The 16876-nt window shown below is 48.2% G+C and carries 15 protein-coding genes; 14 read left to right on the top strand and 1 reads right to left on the bottom strand.

Annotated elements, in window-relative coordinates:
• Window positions 1-28 precede the first annotated feature (28 nt).
• Window positions 29-946 (top strand): ABC transporter permease, encoded by a 918-nt coding sequence (locus PAEVO_RS13985; protein ID WP_100538087.1) that lies wholly within the window; start codon window positions 29-31, stop codon window positions 944-946.
• 12 nt (window positions 947-958) lie between these two features.
• Window positions 959-1822 (top strand): carbohydrate ABC transporter permease, encoded by an 864-nt coding sequence (locus PAEVO_RS13980; RefSeq protein WP_100538086.1) that lies wholly within the window; start codon window positions 959-961, stop codon window positions 1820-1822.
• A gap of 24 nt (window positions 1823-1846) precedes the next feature.
• Here PAEVO_RS13980 and PAEVO_RS13975 read toward each other — a convergent pair whose 3' ends face one another.
• Complete coding sequence (locus PAEVO_RS13975) at window positions 1847-4087, bottom strand: helix-turn-helix domain-containing protein (protein ID WP_100538085.1); 2241 nt, start codon at window positions 4085-4087, stop codon at window positions 1847-1849.
• A gap of 130 nt (window positions 4088-4217) precedes the next feature.
• Between PAEVO_RS13975 and PAEVO_RS33800 the strand changes: the two genes are divergently transcribed.
• The 12 genes from PAEVO_RS33800 to fliF all read left to right on the top strand — a co-directional run bounded on the left by PAEVO_RS33800 (window position 4218) and on the right by fliF (window position 16876).
• A complete protein-coding gene (locus PAEVO_RS33800) occupies window positions 4218-4373 on the top strand; it encodes a hypothetical protein (RefSeq protein ID WP_165789591.1) in 156 nt (51 codons plus the stop codon).
• 207 nt (window positions 4374-4580) lie between these two features.
• Window positions 4581-5741 carry an ADP-forming succinate--CoA ligase subunit beta gene (gene sucC / locus PAEVO_RS13965; RefSeq protein ID WP_006211339.1) on the top strand — a complete coding sequence of 387 codons (1161 nt, stop codon included), beginning with the start codon at window positions 4581-4583 and terminating at the stop codon, window positions 5739-5741.
• A 96-nt stretch (window positions 5742-5837) separates the two neighbouring features.
• Window positions 5838-6767, top strand: a complete 930-nt coding sequence (gene sucD, locus PAEVO_RS13960) for a succinate--CoA ligase subunit alpha (RefSeq protein WP_071220478.1) — start codon at window positions 5838-5840, stop codon at window positions 6765-6767.
• 130 nt (window positions 6768-6897) lie between these two features.
• Complete coding sequence (gene dprA, locus PAEVO_RS13955) at window positions 6898-8073, top strand: DNA-processing protein DprA (RefSeq protein WP_100538083.1); 1176 nt, start codon at window positions 6898-6900, stop codon at window positions 8071-8073.
• Window positions 8074-8109: 36 nt separating this feature from the next.
• A complete protein-coding gene (gene topA, locus PAEVO_RS13950; protein WP_100538082.1) occupies window positions 8110-10209 on the top strand; it encodes a type I DNA topoisomerase in 2100 nt (699 codons plus the stop codon).
• A 15-nt stretch (window positions 10210-10224) separates the two neighbouring features.
• Window positions 10225-11559: an FADH(2)-oxidizing methylenetetrahydrofolate--tRNA-(uracil(54)-C(5))-methyltransferase TrmFO gene (gene trmFO, locus PAEVO_RS13945; protein WP_481856489.1), complete on the top strand. Its 1335-nt coding sequence runs from the start codon at window positions 10225-10227 to the stop codon at window positions 11557-11559.
• Between the two features lie 29 nt (window positions 11560-11588).
• The gene (hslV, locus tag PAEVO_RS13940; RefSeq protein WP_006211334.1) at window positions 11589-12131 is read left to right on the top strand and encodes an ATP-dependent protease subunit HslV; all 543 of its coding nucleotides are present in this window, start codon (window positions 11589-11591) and stop codon (window positions 12129-12131) included.
• A gap of 49 nt (window positions 12132-12180) precedes the next feature.
• Window positions 12181-13587, top strand: coding sequence for an ATP-dependent protease ATPase subunit HslU (hslU, locus tag PAEVO_RS13935; protein ID WP_100538080.1), 1407 nt, complete (start codon window positions 12181-12183; stop codon window positions 13585-13587).
• Between the two features lie 458 nt (window positions 13588-14045).
• Entirely contained in the window at window positions 14046-14453 is a 408-nt protein-coding gene (gene flgB / locus PAEVO_RS13930; RefSeq protein ID WP_071220075.1) for a flagellar basal body rod protein FlgB, read from the top strand.
• A 5-nt stretch (window positions 14454-14458) separates the two neighbouring features.
• A complete protein-coding gene (gene flgC / locus PAEVO_RS13925; RefSeq protein WP_100538079.1) occupies window positions 14459-14908 on the top strand; it encodes a flagellar basal body rod protein FlgC in 450 nt (149 codons plus the stop codon).
• 44 nt (window positions 14909-14952) lie between these two features.
• A complete protein-coding gene (fliE, locus tag PAEVO_RS13920; RefSeq protein WP_009594713.1) occupies window positions 14953-15261 on the top strand; it encodes a flagellar hook-basal body complex protein FliE in 309 nt (102 codons plus the stop codon).
• Window positions 15262-15295: 34 nt separating this feature from the next.
• Entirely contained in the window at window positions 15296-16876 is a 1581-nt protein-coding gene (fliF, locus tag PAEVO_RS13915; RefSeq protein ID WP_100538078.1) for a flagellar basal-body MS-ring/collar protein FliF, read from the top strand.

The following is a 16876-nucleotide window of genomic DNA, read 5'->3' as shown; positions in this document are numbered from 1 at the left end:
ATTTCGCTGCAAAAGGAGGAATCGTTTTTTGCAAGCACAGAATCCGGGTTTCTTGACGAAAGTGAAGCGGGACAAATACCTGCTGCTGCTGCTTCTGCCCTGTGCTCTTTATTACATCATCTTTAAGTATGTTCCCATATTCGGCATTTCGATCGCCTTTATGGACTACAACTTATTTAAGGGGATCACGGAGAGTGACTGGGTGGGTTTTAAATATTTCAGCATGTTTTTTAGTACGCCTGACTTCTGGCCTGTTCTCAGAAATACATTCCTGCTGGGCTTATACAAGCTGATCTTCGGCTTTCCAGCCCCCATCATACTTGCGTTACTCATCAATGAAGTGAGCAAATCGTTTTTAAAACGGTTTGTCCAGACGGTCAGCTATCTTCCACACTTTATATCTAACGTGGTTGTAGCGGGGATCGCGGTTATGTTCCTATCTCCGACAAGCGGGGTGGTCAACCAGCTGCTGAGTGCCATCGGACTCGAACGAATCAACTTTTTGGTTGAGTCCGCCTGGTTCAGGTCGATTTATGTAACGACCGACGTATGGCAGCATATTGGATGGGGGACCATTATCTATTTGGCTGCTTTGACGGCAATCGATCCGCAATTATACGAAGCGGCACGGATAGATGGGGCTAATCGGTGGAAGCAGGCGCTGAACATTACACTTCCCGGCATCGCGCCGGCAATTGTGATCATCTTGATACTTGATATCGGAAAAATACTGGAGATCGGCTTTGAGAAAGTATATCTGCTCGCGACTCCGGCCACCTACGAGACAGCCGATATTATATCCACCTATGTGTACAGGGTCGGCTTAACGCAAGGCAACTACAGTTATGCCACGGCGATTGATCTGTTTACCGGCATCATCAGCTTTATTTTCATTATTGCGGCCAATTCGTTTAGCCGGCGAGTTAGCGGAAGCAGCATCTGGTAAAGGAGGAACGTGATGAAACCGAAATGGAATTGGTTTGACGCGCTCAATGCCTTGATTCTTTCCGGAATTGTGATGGCGTGTCTATACCCGTTTGTTTATATGCTGGCCGTGTCCCTTAGCGATTCCGCATCGATCGCCTCCGGGGAAGTGTGGTTATGGCCGAAGGGCTTCAACCTGGATATGTATCAGTATGTGTTCGAGGACGGACGGGTGCTGAAAGGATATAAGAACACGCTGATTTATGTGATTACAGGGACCGCCATTTCTTTGATTGTCACGGCACTTGGGGCTTATGCGCTGTCCAAGACCAAGATGGTCATGGGCAAACCGATCCTGATGCTGATCGTCTTTACGATGTTTTTTAACGGCGGGATGATCCCGACGTTTCTGGTCGTGAAGGAGCTTGGCTTTGTCAACACCCTCTGGGGCATGGTGCTGCCCGGAGCGGTAGGCACCTGGAATCTGCTCATCATGCGAACTTTTTTCATGGGTATGCCTCAAGAGCTCGAGGAATCCGGAAAAATTGATGGACTGTCTGAGATCGGGATTTTCTTCCGGATTGTGCTCCCGCTCTCCAAGCCGGTGCTGGCCACCATCGGCTTGTATTATGCCGTCGGAATGTGGAATAACTTCATGGGGCCGCTGCTGTATTTGCGGGATGCCGATATGCAGCCCCTCCAGGTGATTTTAAGAAACATCGTGCTGTCAGGGCAATTGACGGGAACGGACGGTCCGGTCGTGGGTGATATCGTGGTGGTGGAGGATGGCTTGAAATTCGCTACCATTATGGTGTCCACCTTGCCGATCCTGCTTGTCTATCCGTTTATACAGAAGTATTTTGTAAAAGGGGCTTTGATTGGCTCTGTTAAAGGTTAAAGCGGCCGGCCGCTCACCTGTGCTTTATCGGACCCAGTTGGTTTTCCGGTAATCACCCGGTGTTTGGCCGGTTATTTTTTTGAACATGCGGATAAAAGAAGTGACATTACGGTACCCGATCCGGTTGCCTACTTCCTGAATCGGCATGTTCGTCGTCTCCAGAAGTACTTTCGCTTTTGCTATTCGAATCGCATTCAATTGGTCGCTGAAATTGCTCCCCGTCTTCTCTTTAATATACCCGGACAGATAAGTAGGCGACATGTTGAGTTTATAGGCAAGCTGCTCAAGTGATATTTCTTCAGCGTAATGGGACTCCAGATAATGAATGACATATTGAATAATATCGTAATGTTCCTCCCGTTTCAGACGGATCGCATGGGTTGCATGGGCAAGCTCGTCGAGAAGGGCTTCCCGGTATTGCTCGGGGGTTACGCTGTACGCAAGCCTTTCGGCGTAATCCGGAAGCGCGTCGGTGTTGATTTTCAGCAGTTCTACTGTTCTTCTCATGCGGACCGAGACCGATTTGGCAAAGTGGCTTAGTTGATCGGCCGTGGCCTCTTGTCTCTGCAAACGATCCAAGGCGCGCTCAATGAGTGATTGGCAGCTGCTCTCGTTGCCGGCCTGTAAATTCACGTAAAACTCATGTTCCTGCTCGGCAGTGAATCCTGTTACATCTTCACGGCGTTCTTTCTCCCAGATAATCTGGGTTTCCTCAATCGGCATGGCTTGTTGCAGGAGCGACATGGCTTCTGCATAAGCCCGGTCAAAATCAGAGGTTTGCTGGAATACGGACGAAACCGCAATATTCACGAGATAGGTGCTTTGATCTTGATCAAAAATCTGTTTGAGCTGACTGAGACACTGCTGCAGCATGTCCGTTTTTTCTTGTGTATACACAATGGATAAAATTTGCTTCCCCTCCATCTGAAGGGTGTGCGATAGGGGAAACGATGCTTGTATCTGCAGCGTGATCATATCTTTGATCTTGCCGGTTGCCCGTGTCATTAAGGCATCAAGCTGACGAGAAGGGACGTGCCGGTACCTCAACTGATATACGAGAACCATGAATGCACCCTCGCCGACCCAAAGCTCTTTGGAAGCGGAGGTATCAAGGGCAATGTTTTTGAACTGGGCCAAATAATGGTAGCTGGTCAACAACGGTTTGGTATGGTCCATCCATTCCTTGATGATCTTCCGTTCATGCTGCAAACCCTTCAAGTGGTTGGAGATGGCGCTGAATTCGGCAATGCTCCCTTGATATAGCTCCACCTCCGCCTGCCCCAGTCCCGTTACCATTCTCTTGAGCGGCCGATTGATTGTTCGGGAAAATATCCAGGATGCCATAATACCAATGAGCAGGGTAGCTGCAAATAACAGTACGGCTATCCAGTTCATACGGCTGATGCTTTGGTTGAGTTCGTTATGCGGAATAATGGAGATGTAGGTAAGGCCGGAACGGGAGCCCTTTTCGAAAAAGTAATAGGATCCCTTCTCGATCATCCATTCCGAGTGGCCGTCCCATTCCGGCAGTGGCTGGGATTTCTCATCCGGGGCGGATTCGTACAGGGTTGCTCCCTCCGAGTCCACCAGCAGAAAACGGGAACCGGCCATGCCTTTATAGGATACATACCAGCTTTTCATATTTACGAAAGCTATAATCTTCCAGGGGCTGCCCTGTACGTTCGTAAGTAGAGGCATCAACTGAAGCTCATTCTTCTCTGTCCCGATGGAGAAAGTGCTGCTGGGGAACATTTGCAGAAAGCCGTTTGTGTGATCGCTCCGTTTCCAGAACTCGTACGGATAGGCGTCGCTTATGTAGTAATGGTTAAACATGCGGTCATCATCGACGATGCCATCCCGTTCAAGCAGGAAGGACTGATTCTGGTAGTAGATCATGACATTGTTCAAGTGATAATAGGGCTGGCTTACCAGGGTCCGGATCTGATCCATCACCATATCCACCTGCAGATAATCGATGCCTTTCTTTCCGCCGGAATCGGCCTGCCTGCTGATATTGCCGACAAATTCATCGTGCTGAAGGTTGAGGAGGAGATTCTTCCAAGTGGAGTATTGTTTCTCAAAATGATCTACCGTATTTCGAATCAGGGTCAGATTGTATTTGACAATTTCATTGTGAACATGACGGGAGTAGAATGTCATCGACCATAGGTTGTAGGAGGAGAGCAGAAAAATCACGACGAGAAAATACACCAGCATTTTGACAAATAATGAATGCAGCGGGAAAAATGACTTCAACCAACTCATGCTGAATCTCCTTATGAATGCGTTCACTAATCTTTCAATCATTCTAACGGATAGCAGAAAAAGGATAAAGAGTTTTATTTTGCGTCACAAGTTTATCTTAAACAAAAAGGGATTTAATGGTATAATAGTAATGAATGTACCAAATATTATGGGGATGGGAGAGGGGAATCGGATGACCATATTATGGGGAAATATCATCACTACACTAGTTGCAGGATTGTTAGGCATTGCCGTTGTCGTATTGGGGATTATCGGATTGATAAGCTTTGCACGAAAAAACAAATAATTTTACATATTTCTCCAATTTATATCTGGAAGGAATCATACCCATGCCAAATCGAGTGGATAAACGGTGAACTTTTTAAGGTAAGCGTTTTAAAAACATGTTACAATAGCTTGGGTTTAATATATAAAGGTTGACAGGGAAATCTTTCATAGATTCGTTCCGTGTTAGCCAGCCTTGTTCCAGTCATGTTGATAGGAGGATTCGAGAATGAATATCCATGAATATCAAGGAAAACAAGTACTGAAGCAATATGGAGTAGCTGTTCCGAACGGCAAGGTAGCGTTTACGGTAGAAGAAGCAGTTGAAGCTGCACAATCTTTGGGCAGTCCCGTAACCGTTGTCAAAGCACAAATCCACGCAGGCGGTCGGGGTAAAGCCGGCGGCGTTAAAGTGGCGAAGAACCTGGATGAGGTTCGTGCTTATGCTGAAGAAATTCTGGGCAAGGTGTTGGTGACTCACCAAACGGGTCCGGAAGGCAAGGAAGTCAAGCGTCTCCTCATTGAAGAGGGCTGCGATATTCGCAAAGAGTATTATATCGGTGTGGTCGTTGACCGTGCTACCGGCCGTGTCGTTTTGATGGCGTCCGAAGAAGGCGGTACCGAGATCGAAGAGGTTGCAGCAGCAACTCCCGAGAAGATTTTCAAAGAGGTCGTAGATCCAGCGATCGGACTTCAAACATTCCAAGCACGGAAATTAGCGTATTCCATTAATATTCCGAATGAACTGGTAGGGAAAGCCGTTCAGTTCATGCTGGCCTTGTATAAGGCATTCGTAGAGAAGGATTGCTCTATCGCTGAAATCAATCCGCTTGTCGTAACCGGTGACGGAAACGTCATGGCTCTGGATGCCAAACTCAACTTTGATTCCAATGCGCTGTTCCGTCATAAAGACATCCTTGAACTGCGTGACCTGGACGAAGAAGATGAGAAGGAGATCGAAGCATCCAAATACGACTTGAGTTACATAGCTCTGGATGGCAACATCGGCTGTATGGTTAATGGTGCCGGTCTTGCCATGGCTACGATGGACATCATTAAGTACTATGGCGGCGACCCTGCTAACTTCCTTGATGTTGGGGGCGGTGCAACAACGGAGAAGGTAACGGAAGCCTTCAAGATTATTTTGTCCGATCCTCAAGTAAAAGGAATTTTTGTCAATATTTTCGGTGGTATTATGCGCTGTGACGTTATTGCTACCGGTGTTGTCGAAGCAGCGAAACAGTTAGGACTGACTCGTCCGCTTGTTGTACGTTTGGAAGGAACAAACGTAGACCTCGGCAAGCAGATTTTGGCTGAGTCCGGTCTTAATATCGTACCTGCTGATTCCATGGCCGACGGAGCACAGAAGATCGTCTCCCTCGTTCAGTAATATTTCATTCCTGAAGGGGCATGGCACGATGGGCTTCTTAGCCTTGCCGTGCGGTTGCTTTCATTTTCAAATAACAATAGGGGATGTGAATCAATCGTGAGTATTTTGATCGATAAAAATACAAAAGTTATCACGCAAGGGATTACAGGTAAAACAGCCCTTTTCCATGCAAAAGGCGCCCTGGATTACGGTACACAGATGGTCGGGGGAACTTCCCCTGGCAAAGGTGGAACCGAAGTCGAAATTACGCTTGAGAACGGCGAAACCGTCAAATTGCCGGTTTACAACACCGTTGAGGAAGCCAAAGCCAAAACAGGCGCAACCGCTAGCGTAATTTATGTGCCTCCGGCTTTTGCAGCCGATTCCATTCTGGAGGCTGTTGATGCCGAGATGGATCTGGTTATCTGTATTACGGAAGGCATTCCGGTGCTGGATATGGTGAAAGTATCCCGCTATATGGAAGGCAAGAAGACTCGTTTGATCGGACCTAACTGTCCGGGTGTCATTACACCGGGCGAATGCAAAATCGGCATCATGCCTGGTTACATCCACACGCCAGGACATGTCGGCGTTGTATCCCGCAGCGGTACCCTGACATATGAAGCCGTTCATCAGCTGACAGCTCGCGGCATCGGACAATCCTCCGCCGTAGGGATTGGCGGCGACCCGGTTAAAGGGACGGAGTTTATCGATGTATTGAGACTCTTTAATGAAGATCCTAACACCAAAGCGGTTATTATGATCGGTGAGATCGGCGGTACAGCGGAGGAAGAAGCGGCTGAATGGATCAAAGCGAACATGACCAAACCAGTGGTAGGCTTCATTGGCGGCGCAACGGCGCCTCCAGGAAAACGTATGGGCCACGCAGGCGCGATTATTTCTGGCGGTAAAGGAACAGCCAAGGAGAAAATCTCTGTACTTGAAGCTTGTGGTATCAAAGTAGCTCCTACACCTGCTGAAATGGGCTCAACCCTGGTTAGCGTGCTTGAGGAGAAAGGTCTTTTGGAGTCTTGCACGACTCACTAGAACAAGATTCTGATGCATGATTAGACTAAGTCAATGGTTTTTACTTGAGGTAAGCAACCTTTTATTTCCTAAACAGGAAATGAAGGGTTGCTTTTTTGTTTTCGATTTTATATTTTAAGGAGGTCCCGTTATGAAGGTGGACAGCTTACTGCTGATTGCATTGCATGAAAGCGAAGGTATCGGATGGAAGACCATTAACCGAATCATATCGAATGGCGAGCTGCATGAGGGGCTGCTGTCATATGATGCGAATGATTGGAGAGCCTGTGGTCTACCTGTCGAAAAAGCGAATAAGCTGGCCAAAGACTTTCCTTCCGTTGTCGAAAGTAAGCAGGTCGATCTGTCGAGTGCGGATCATGCCGGGTTTCGACAATATGAGGCCGGGGTATGGAATTTGACAAACCGTTCAAAAATACGTATTATAACAGCCCTTGATGATATCTACCCGGACACGTTAAAATCTTCGCCACAGGCACCCTGGGTGCTGTATTGCATAGGCGATCCTCATCTGCTGTCCAGGCCGGGGATTGCGATGGTAGGTACAAGAATGCCTACGGCATATGGGCGCAAGATTGCAACGATGTTATCCGAGGAGTTGGCAAGGGCAGGGTTCATGGTTGTCAGCGGCATGGCCAGAGGCATTGATAGCGTTGTCCACGATACGGCTTTGCGAAGCGGGGGACCGACCTTGGCAGTTCTTGGAGCCGGCATTGACGTTATATATCCACCGGAGAACCGATCGCTCTATGAAGAGATCGCGGCTAAGGGACTTATCATTTCGGAATACCCGCCCGGCACCAAGGCGCTCCCGGGATTCTTCCCGCAGCGAAACCGCATTATCGCGGGACTCACGCTAGGTACCGTGGTGGTGGAGGCGGATGCCCGCAGCGGATCGTTGATCACGGCGGATTTAGCTTTGGAGGCGGGAAGGGACGTGTTTTCCGTTCCGGGACCTCTCACTTCACCCAAGAGCAGAGGGACCCTGGATTTGATTAAGCAAGGGGCCAAGATGGTTACGGAAGCTAGGGATATAATAGAAGAATATGATTCCTGGTTGCCAAAAGTGGCCTCGGATACATACAATAAGGAGCGGCAGGCCCCTTGTCAGGAGCAACCGGATGTACTAGCCGGGTTGACAAATGACGAACGACAAATATACCATATGCTCGAACAGGGTCCCGGGTCGCTGGATGAGATGATCGAGCGAACCCGGTGGGATTTTGGACATTTGCATTCAGTTCTGTTATCTTTAATCATAAAAAAGCAGATTACCCAATTACCCGGTGCTATATATAAGATCATTTAATGGGAAAGTTTGAATGTTGGAGAGGAGGATGAACCTGTGGCGGATTCACTCGTCATCGTAGAGTCGCCTGCTAAGGCGAAAACGATTGGCAAATATCTCGGCAGCAAGTATATCGTGAAGGCTTCGATGGGTCATGTTCGCGATTTGCCGAAGAGCCAAATCGGGGTTGAAGTGGAAAACGACTTCAATCCGAAATACATTACGATCCGCGGAAAAGGTTCTGTCTTAAAGGAACTTAAGGATGCTAGCAAAAAGGTGAAAAAAGTGTACCTCGCAGCTGACCCCGATCGCGAAGGGGAAGCCATTGCATGGCATCTTGCGCATGCGTTGGAGCTGGATGATACTCAAAGCCTGCGGGTTGTATTTAATGAAATAACAAAAACGGCCGTGAAGGATGCCTTCAAAACGCCGCGCAAAATTAACATGGATTTGGTTAACGCGCAGCAGGCAAGACGTATCCTGGACCGCTTGGTTGGTTATAAGATCAGCCCTATTCTATGGAAGAAAGTAAAAAAGGGACTTTCTGCCGGCCGCGTTCAGTCGGTAGCCGTCAAAATCATTCTCGACCGCGAGAATGAGATAAGCGCTTTCGTTCCGGAAGAATATTGGACCATTACGGCCAAACTGGCCATTAAAGGAACCGCATTCGAAGCCAAATTTACGCAGCTTAACGGCGCGAAGAAGGAGCTGACCAATGAACAGGAAGTGAATGAAATTCTCGAAGCGATTCGGGATGCTTCCTTCCAAGTCGGCGAAGTAAAAGAGCGCGAGCGTCAGCGCCACCCGTCTCCACCGTTTACGACGAGCTCCTTGCAGCAGGAAGCTGCACGTAAACTTGGTTTCCGTGCTGCCAAGACTATGTCCGTTGCCCAGCAGTTGTACGAGGGCGTCGAGCTTGGCAAGGAAGGCACCGTCGGTTTGATTACCTATATGCGTACGGATTCCACACGCATTTCAGGTACGGCTCAAGAAGAAGCAAAAGAATATATCACCGAGAAGTATGGTGATCCGTTCGTTCCGGAGAGCCCGAGACAATACTCGAAAAAAGCAGCCAACGCTCAGGATGCGCATGAAGCGATCCGTCCTACTTCGGTGCTGCGGGATCCTGAATCCATGAAGCCGTTTATGAGCCGTGATCAGCTTCGCCTGTACAAACTGGTCTGGGAGCGTTTTGTGGCGAGTCAGATGTCTTCTGCTGTGCTGGATACGCTTTCTGTTGATATCACCGCTGGTAAAACGGTCTTCCGCGCAACCGGTTCGAAGGTTCGTTTCCCTGGATTCATGAAGGTCTATGTTGAAGGAAATGACGATGGGACGACGGAGGAAGACAAATACCTGCCAGAGCTTCACAGTGGCGACATTCTGGAGAAGCAGGATATTGAGCCGAAGCAGCACTTCACGCAGCCGCCTCCGCGTTATACGGAAGCACGGCTTGTCCGAACGCTGGAGGAGCTCGGCATAGGACGTCCGAGTACGTATGCACCGACGCTGGAGACGATCCAGAAGAGAGGCTACGTTGCCATCGAAGAGAAAAAATTCATGCCAACCGAGCTCGGTGAACTTGTCATCGAACAGATGGAGCAGTTCTTCCCGGAAATTCTCAATGTAGAGTTTACGGCGAACATGGAAGAGGACCTCGACCATGTGGAGGAGGGCTCCGAAGATTGGGTCAAAGTATTGGCAGAGTTCTATGAATCCTTTGAAAAGCGCCTTGAAGTAGCAGAGGAAGAAATGAAGGAAATCGAAATCGAAGATGAGGTTTCCGATGAGATCTGCGAAAAATGCGGTAAGCCGTTGGTGTATAAGCTGGGCCGTTTCGGCAAGTTTCTTGCCTGCTCGGGTTTCCCGGATTGCCGGAATACCAAGCCGATCGTGAAAGATATCGGCGTGGCGTGCCCGAAATGCAAGGAAGGCCATGTGGTGGAACGCCGGAGCAAGAAGGGGCGCATCTTCTTTGGGTGTGATCGTTATCCCGAATGTGATTTTGTATCATGGGATAAACCATCAACGAAGCCGTGTCCGAATTGCAGCAGTTTAATGGTAGAGAAGAAAAGCAAGCAAGGCATCAAGCTTCAATGTACTTCTTGTGATTATTCCGAAATGGTCGAGGAACAGGACGATGCAGCAGATTTGTAAGGCATACAGGGGGTAATGACGTTGACAGATTCACAAAGGGTTACGGTTATCGGTGCAGGGCTTGCAGGCAGTGAAGCTGCCTGGCAGATCGCTAGCCGTGGCGTACCCGTTACATTATATGAGATGCGGCCGGTCGTTAAGACGCCGGCTCATCATACGGACAAGTTCGCTGAGCTTGTATGCAGTAATTCGCTTCGGGCGAACGGTTTAACCAACGCAGTCGGGGTATTGAAGGAAGAGATGCGGATGCTAAACTCGCTTGTCATCGGTTCGGCAGATCGCAATTCCGTCCCGGCTGGGGGCGCATTGGCCGTTGACCGCGACGGTTTTTCGGGAGAAATTACGGAAACCCTGCATCAGCATCCTTTAATTGAGGTTGTAAATGAAGAAATTCAGCATATACCTGAAGAAGGCATCGTTGTTATTGCCACAGGGCCGCTGACTTCGCCCGCGTTGTCATCACAGATTCGTGAGCTGATGGGTGAGGACTATTTCTATTTTTACGATGCGGCTGCTCCAATCGTGGAAAAGGATTCCATCGATATGAGTAAGGTCTATCTGGCATCCCGTTATGATAAAGGCGAAGCGGCTTATCTAAATTGTCCCATGACGGAAGAAGAGTTTGACGCTTTCTATGACGCTCTTATCAATGCCGAAGTTGCTCAATTGAAAGAGTTTGAGAAGGAGATTTATTTCGAAGGCTGCATGCCGATCGAGGTCATGATGAAGCGCGGTAAACAAACCGCCTTGTTTGGCCCGATGAAGCCTGTTGGATTGGTGAACCCGCATACAGGCAAGCTGCCGCACGCTGTGGTGCAGCTCCGTCAGGATAATGCGGCAGGTACGCTTTACAACCTTGTCGGTTTCCAGACTCATTTGAAATGGGGCGAACAGAAGCGGATCATTTCCATGATTCCGGGACTCGAGAATGCCGAAATTGTGCGTTACGGTGTCATGCACCGCAATACGTTTGTCAATTCGCCTAAACTGCTGGAACAAACCTATCAGGTGAAAACACGGCCTAATCTGTATCTGGCGGGACAAATGACGGGTGTCGAAGGCTATGTAGAATCAGCGGCATCCGGATTGATTGCAGGGATCAATGCAGCAAGAGCAGCTCAGGGACAGGAAGGGATCGTATTCCCTCAGGAATCAACCATCGGGAGTATGGCCTACTACATAACCCATGCAGATCCTGATAACTTCCAGCCGATGAATGCGAACTTTGGTCTTCTTCCAAGTCTCGAGAAGCGCATTCGCAACAAAAAGGAAAAAAATGAAGCGCTTGCGAGCCGAGCTCTTAACGGAGTACGAGTATTTATTAATGCTAACGAACTAAATACAATCTAATCTTATTTTCTTAGGGAGGTCTTGCCATCATGGAAATGACTTTTCACGCCACTACGATTTGCGCGGTACGGCATAATGGCACAGCAGCTATTGCCGGCGATGGCCAAGTTACATTTGGTGAAAGTGTAGTGATGAAGCAGACCGCCAAGAAAGTGCGCCGTCTTTACCGGGGACAAGTTGTCGCCGGTTTTGCCGGTTCTGTGGCGGATGCAATCACGTTATTTGAGAAATTCGAAGGCAAGCTGGAAGAACACCATGGCAACCTGCAGCGTGCCGCTGTTGAGCTCGCGAAGGACTGGCGTCAAGACCGCGTGCTTCGCAAACTTGAAGCTTTGATGATTGTTATGGATAAAACAGGGATGCTGCTGATTTCAGGCGGCGGCGAAATCATCGAGCCCGATGATGATGTGCTGGCCATTGGGTCAGGCGGCAATTTTGCCTTGTCGGCAGGTCGGGCGCTTAAGCGTCATGCCGGACATATGGAAGCGAAAGACATAGCCAGAGAAGCGCTTCAGATCGCTTCTGAGGTGTGTGTCTATACCAACAGCAATATTATTGTCGAAGAGCTGTAAGGATGCCATACAGCAACATATAGCCATATCAGGGGTGGAGGTATTCGCGATGAGTAAAGAATCGATGACGCCAAGACAGATTGTATCCGAGCTGGATAAATACATCGTAGGCCAAAAGGACGCTAAAAAATCGGTCGCTGTAGCACTTCGGAACCGCTATCGCCGGAGTTTGCTTACGGATGACGAGCGGGATGAAATCGTACCGAAGAACATTCTGATGATCGGTCCTACCGGTGTCGGCAAAACGGAGATTGCGAGAAGGCTTGCCAAGCTGGTCCATGCACCGTTCGTCAAGGTCGAGGCGACAAAGTTTACCGAGGTTGGATATGTCGGCCGTGATGTGGAATCCATGGTCCGGGATCTGGTGGAAACCGCGATCCGGATGGTGAAGCTGGAACGTACCGAGAAGGTAAAGGACAAAGCCGAGGAAATGGCGAACGAGCGGATCGTTCAGCTGTTGGCGCCTTCAACCAAAGGCCAGAAGAGCCAGCGAAATCCCTTTGAGATGCTGTTTGGCGGTTCTAATAACGAGACCCAGGCCGAAGATGAGGATGCGGACGAAAAGGACGTTAGTCTCAAAGAGAAACGGAGACAGGTGCGCTTTAACCTGCTGTCCGGTAAGCTTGAAGACGAAACGATTGAGATTGATGTTGAGGATGCTGCTCCGAACATGTTTGATATGTTTGCGGGGCAGGGCAATGATCAAATGGGTATGAACATGCAGGAAATGTTCGGCAACCTGATGCCAAAGCGCACAAAGCGCCGCAAGCTGTCCGTCAAGGAAGCCAGGAAAGTGCTGACGCAAGAGGAAGCGGGCAAGCTCATCGATATGGATGATGTCATTCAGGAGTCCATTCGTCGGGCAGAGCAATCCGGCATTATCTTTATCGACGAGATCGACAAGGTTGCCAGCCAGGGCCGTCAATCGGGTCCGGATGTGTCCAGAGAAGGCGTGCAGCGCGATATTTTGCCTATCGTGGAAGGCTCAACCATTATGACCAAATATGGGCCGGTCAAAACGGATTTTGTCCTTTTCATCGCTGCAGGTGCTTTTCATATTGCGAAGCCATCGGATTTGATTCCCGAGCTTCAGGGGCGTTTTCCGATTCGGGTGGAGCTCAGCAGCTTGTCACTCGACGATTTTGTATCCATTTTGACCGAGCCGAAAAATGCGCTGACCAAGCAATACGTCAATCTGCTGCGTACTGAAGATCTTGAGGTTGAGTTTTCTCCGGAAGCGATACGGGAGATCGCCCAAATTGCTGCTTCGGTTAACCAGAACACGGAGAATATAGGTGCGCGGAGACTTCATACGATATTGGAGAAGCTCCTCGAAGACCTGTCATTTGAAGCGCCTGAGTTGACGCTGGATCGCATGGTGATCACGCCGCAGTATGTCCGGGAGAAACTGGCCGGGATCGCCCAGGACCGGGACCTGAGCCAGTATATTCTGTAGTTGCATCCATATAGGTCTATCTGCCGGGGTATGCGAAAGGAAATAATTGTCGATATTCATCCCGACCCTTGCAGCAAGTTGTCGAAGCGCTTTCGCATGTTGGAAGGGATCGGGACGGATTTCGTAATTTTTTGTGAATTTTATGGTCCCTATCAGGACCTACCCTTCGGGAAAAATCGCTTAAATTTTACAGATTTAGTGATACGATTTGCAATAATATAGAAAAAAACCGGATAAAAATGAACACAAAGCCCTTCTTTTTGGTAAAAGATAGGGCTTTTTTCTTATTGTAAAAAGTCCCAATCTTTAAGAAACTTAGTTTATGTGACATCATGTTGTCTTTTTCTACTTAAGACCTAGGTTAGTTCATACGGATTATATGATTTGTCGAAAAAAGAGGATTTAGCTAGGAAGAGTGGAATACCTTTCTGCAAAGTCCAGTCAGGAGGAATGAGCTAGTGAATCTGTTGAACAATAGTTCTTTTCAACGGCTTCAAAGCGGTTTGGATGCAGCGAATCTCAGAAACAATGTGATTGCAAACAACATCGCCAACGTGGATACTCCTCATTTTAAGAGATCCGAGGTATCCTTTGAGAGTCTTCTGAAAAAAGAAATGGATGGGGCCCAATTGTCGCTTCAGGGCAGAAGAACGGATCCCAGGCATTTTGTCATTGGTTCAACCGGGGGGATTCCTGAGGCTTCGGTCATGAAGGATGGCAGCAGCTCCATGAATAACAACCAGAATAATGTCGATGCAGACAGAGAAATGTCGCTGCTTGCAGAGAATCAGCTCCGTTATAATTCATACATACAAGCTGTCAATGAGCAGATTCGAATGATGCGTACAGCTATTGAAGGGAGATAGGGTTCATGAATATTAGCAATAGCTTCGGTATTAATGCATCAGCTCTAACAGCACAACGGCTTCGAATGGATGTCATATCCTCCAACATTGCCAATGCGGAAACTACTCGCGCGCGAATCGAGAACGGCCAAGCCGTACCGTATCGTCGAAAAACGGTTGTGTTACAGCCGCAGCAAGAATCATTTGAAGGGCTTCTCAGAGCTCAGATGAATGGTCAGAATGTGGGACAAGGGGTAAAGGTTGCGCAGGTACGGGAAGATCAAACCCCGCTGAAACAGGTATATAACCCTACACATCCGGATGCGAATGCGGAAGGCTATGTCTTTATGCCTAACGTGGACATTACGAAGGAAATGGTGGATATGCTGGCAGCTACCCGTTCTTACGAAGCTAACGTTACTGCGATAAATGCTTCGAAAGCGATGATTATGAAGGCGTTGGAGATCGGTAGATAGCACAGCGGTAAATACATAAGCCCATATTGTAGGAGGAGAGAGAGATGATTCAAAATGCAATGTTCAGTGTTCAGGGCGTACAGCCGCTTCAAATGCAGGAGCAAGTGAAAAATGGAGCGACTCCATCCGAATCGATTCGCGATTTTGGCTCTTACCTGAATGAAGCACTGAACTCTGTGGCAGCACAGGAACAAAATGCACATGTCATGAGCGATAAATTAATGATTGGACAAGTAAACGTAGATCAGGCGATGATATCCGCCCAACAGGCTCTGTTGAGCATTCAGCTCACAACACAGGTCCGAAACAAAGTGGTAGAAGCCTATCAAGAGATCATGCGCACGCAAATCTAAATGTTTCTAGCAAAGTTTCGGATGGGGTGACAATGTGAACGAGAGAATTACCCAATATCGGGAGAGAATGACCCAGTATTGGAACCAATTCAGCAACAAACAAAAAATAATGTTAATCGCTACAATAGCATTTGTTTTGATTGCTCTAATCGTACTAACGATGCAGTTCTCTAAGACGAAGTACGAAGTAGCATTCCGGGATCTAAATTCCAGCGACGCCGCAGGAATCATCAGCCACCTGGAGACCCAAGGGATTTCCTACAAGCTGAGCGAGGATGGCAGAAGCATCCTGGTTCCGAGTACGAGCGCAGCTAAAGTCCAGATTGATGTAGGGTCTCAAGGACTTGTACAGAATGGTACGATCGGATTCGAAACCTTCGAGAAGAACGCATCAGCCATCGGGATGACAGATAACGAATTCGAAGTGAAATATGTAAATGCACTGAATGGCGAAGTAGAACGACTGCTTGAGAAGATGCAGGGCGTTCAAGATGCAACGGTATTATTAAATCTGCCTAAAGAAAGTGTATTTGCAAAAAACGGAAACGAAGATCAAGCCAGCGCTTCTGTAGTTGTGCAATTCAAACCGGGCTATCGTCCTAATCAAGAAGTCATTGACGGGTATTACAACCTCGTGATGACGGCCATTCCGAACTTACCGGTTGAGAACATTACAATCACCAATGACGAAGTCGAGCTGCTCGCAACAGCTAAAGGCGGTCAAGGCGGATTGATTGGTAAGGTGGAAGAAAACTTCGCGCTTCAGAAAAAATTCGAAAGCGACGTTAGGCAAAATGTTCAGCAGTTCCTCTCGCAATACATGGGATCGAATAAAGTCAATGTTCTGGTTGCTTCCAAACTGAACTTTGATCAGGTGCAAAGCAAGGAAAACATCGTAACCCCTGTTGATGAAGAAGAAATGAAGGGGATTGAGCTCAGTGTTCAGGAGATCCAGAAGAACTATTCGGGAACCAGTAGTCCAACCGGCGGAGTGGCCGGTGTAGGCGAAGAAGCTGTTCCGGGATATCCAAGCGATTCTGGAAGCGGGGAAACGAATTCGGAAGAGCTCTCCAAAACCGTTAACTATGAAGTTAACCGGATTACGAAGGATATCATAGCAAGTCCATATACTGTTAAAGATTTAACCATTAATGTCTCGGTTGAACCACCTGCCGGACAACAAACTTTGGATGACGCAACAAGAACGGCAATACAGAACATTCTGGTTAATATCGTACGAGCATCGCTCTCGGATACAGGCTCTACTTATACAGACGCTGATTTGTCCAAAAAAGTTTCGGTTATTTCACAGGTATTTAATGTAAATGCGGATGAAAACCCGAAAACCGTATTTTCACAGCCTGTATTATGGGGAATTGGTATCGCTGCGTTGGCGTTAATTGCCGGAGGAACCTATTTCATTATCCGCAGACGCAGACAGCAGCAGGAAGAATTTGAAGATGACATTCAACTTCCGCCGGTTACGGAATTCCCATCGATTAATCTCGAAAGTATAACCAATGAAAGCCAGGTTCGTAAGCAGCTCGAAACCTTGGCGAAGAAGAAGCCAGATGAATTCGTGAATTTACTTCGCACATGGCTAGCTGAGGAATAG

Source organism: Paenibacillus sp. GM2FR (assembly GCF_002803325.1).
Taxonomy (GTDB): domain Bacteria; phylum Bacillota; class Bacilli; order Paenibacillales; family Paenibacillaceae; genus Paenibacillus_AQ; species Paenibacillus_AQ lautus.
Note: the sequence above shows the minus strand (reverse complement) of the source record. Positions and strands in the feature narration are given on the sequence as shown.

Excerpts from the sequence above, each read along its gene's own strand:
- PAEVO_RS13980 (WP_100538086.1), top strand. The coding sequence starts at position 959 with ATGAAACCGAAATGGAATTGGTTTGACGCGCTCAATGCCTTGATTCTT.
- PAEVO_RS13975 (WP_100538085.1), bottom strand. The coding sequence starts at position 4,087 with ATGAGTTGGTTGAAGTCATTTTTCCCGCTGCATTCATTATTTGTCAAA.
- PAEVO_RS33800 (WP_165789591.1), top strand. The coding sequence starts at position 4,218 with ATGAATGTACCAAATATTATGGGGATGGGAGAGGGGAATCGGATGACC.
- sucC (WP_006211339.1), top strand. The coding sequence starts at position 4,581 with ATGAATATCCATGAATATCAAGGAAAACAAGTACTGAAGCAATATGGA.
- dprA (WP_100538083.1), top strand. The coding sequence starts at position 6,898 with ATGAAGGTGGACAGCTTACTGCTGATTGCATTGCATGAAAGCGAAGGT.
- trmFO (WP_481856489.1), top strand. The coding sequence starts at position 10,225 with ATGACGTTGACAGATTCACAAAGGGTTACGGTTATCGGTGCAGGGCTT.
- hslV (WP_006211334.1), top strand. The coding sequence starts at position 11,589 with ATGGAAATGACTTTTCACGCCACTACGATTTGCGCGGTACGGCATAAT.
- hslU (WP_100538080.1), top strand. The coding sequence starts at position 12,181 with ATGAGTAAAGAATCGATGACGCCAAGACAGATTGTATCCGAGCTGGAT.
- flgC (WP_100538079.1), top strand. The coding sequence starts at position 14,459 with ATGAATATTAGCAATAGCTTCGGTATTAATGCATCAGCTCTAACAGCA.
- fliE (WP_009594713.1), top strand. The coding sequence starts at position 14,953 with ATGATTCAAAATGCAATGTTCAGTGTTCAGGGCGTACAGCCGCTTCAA.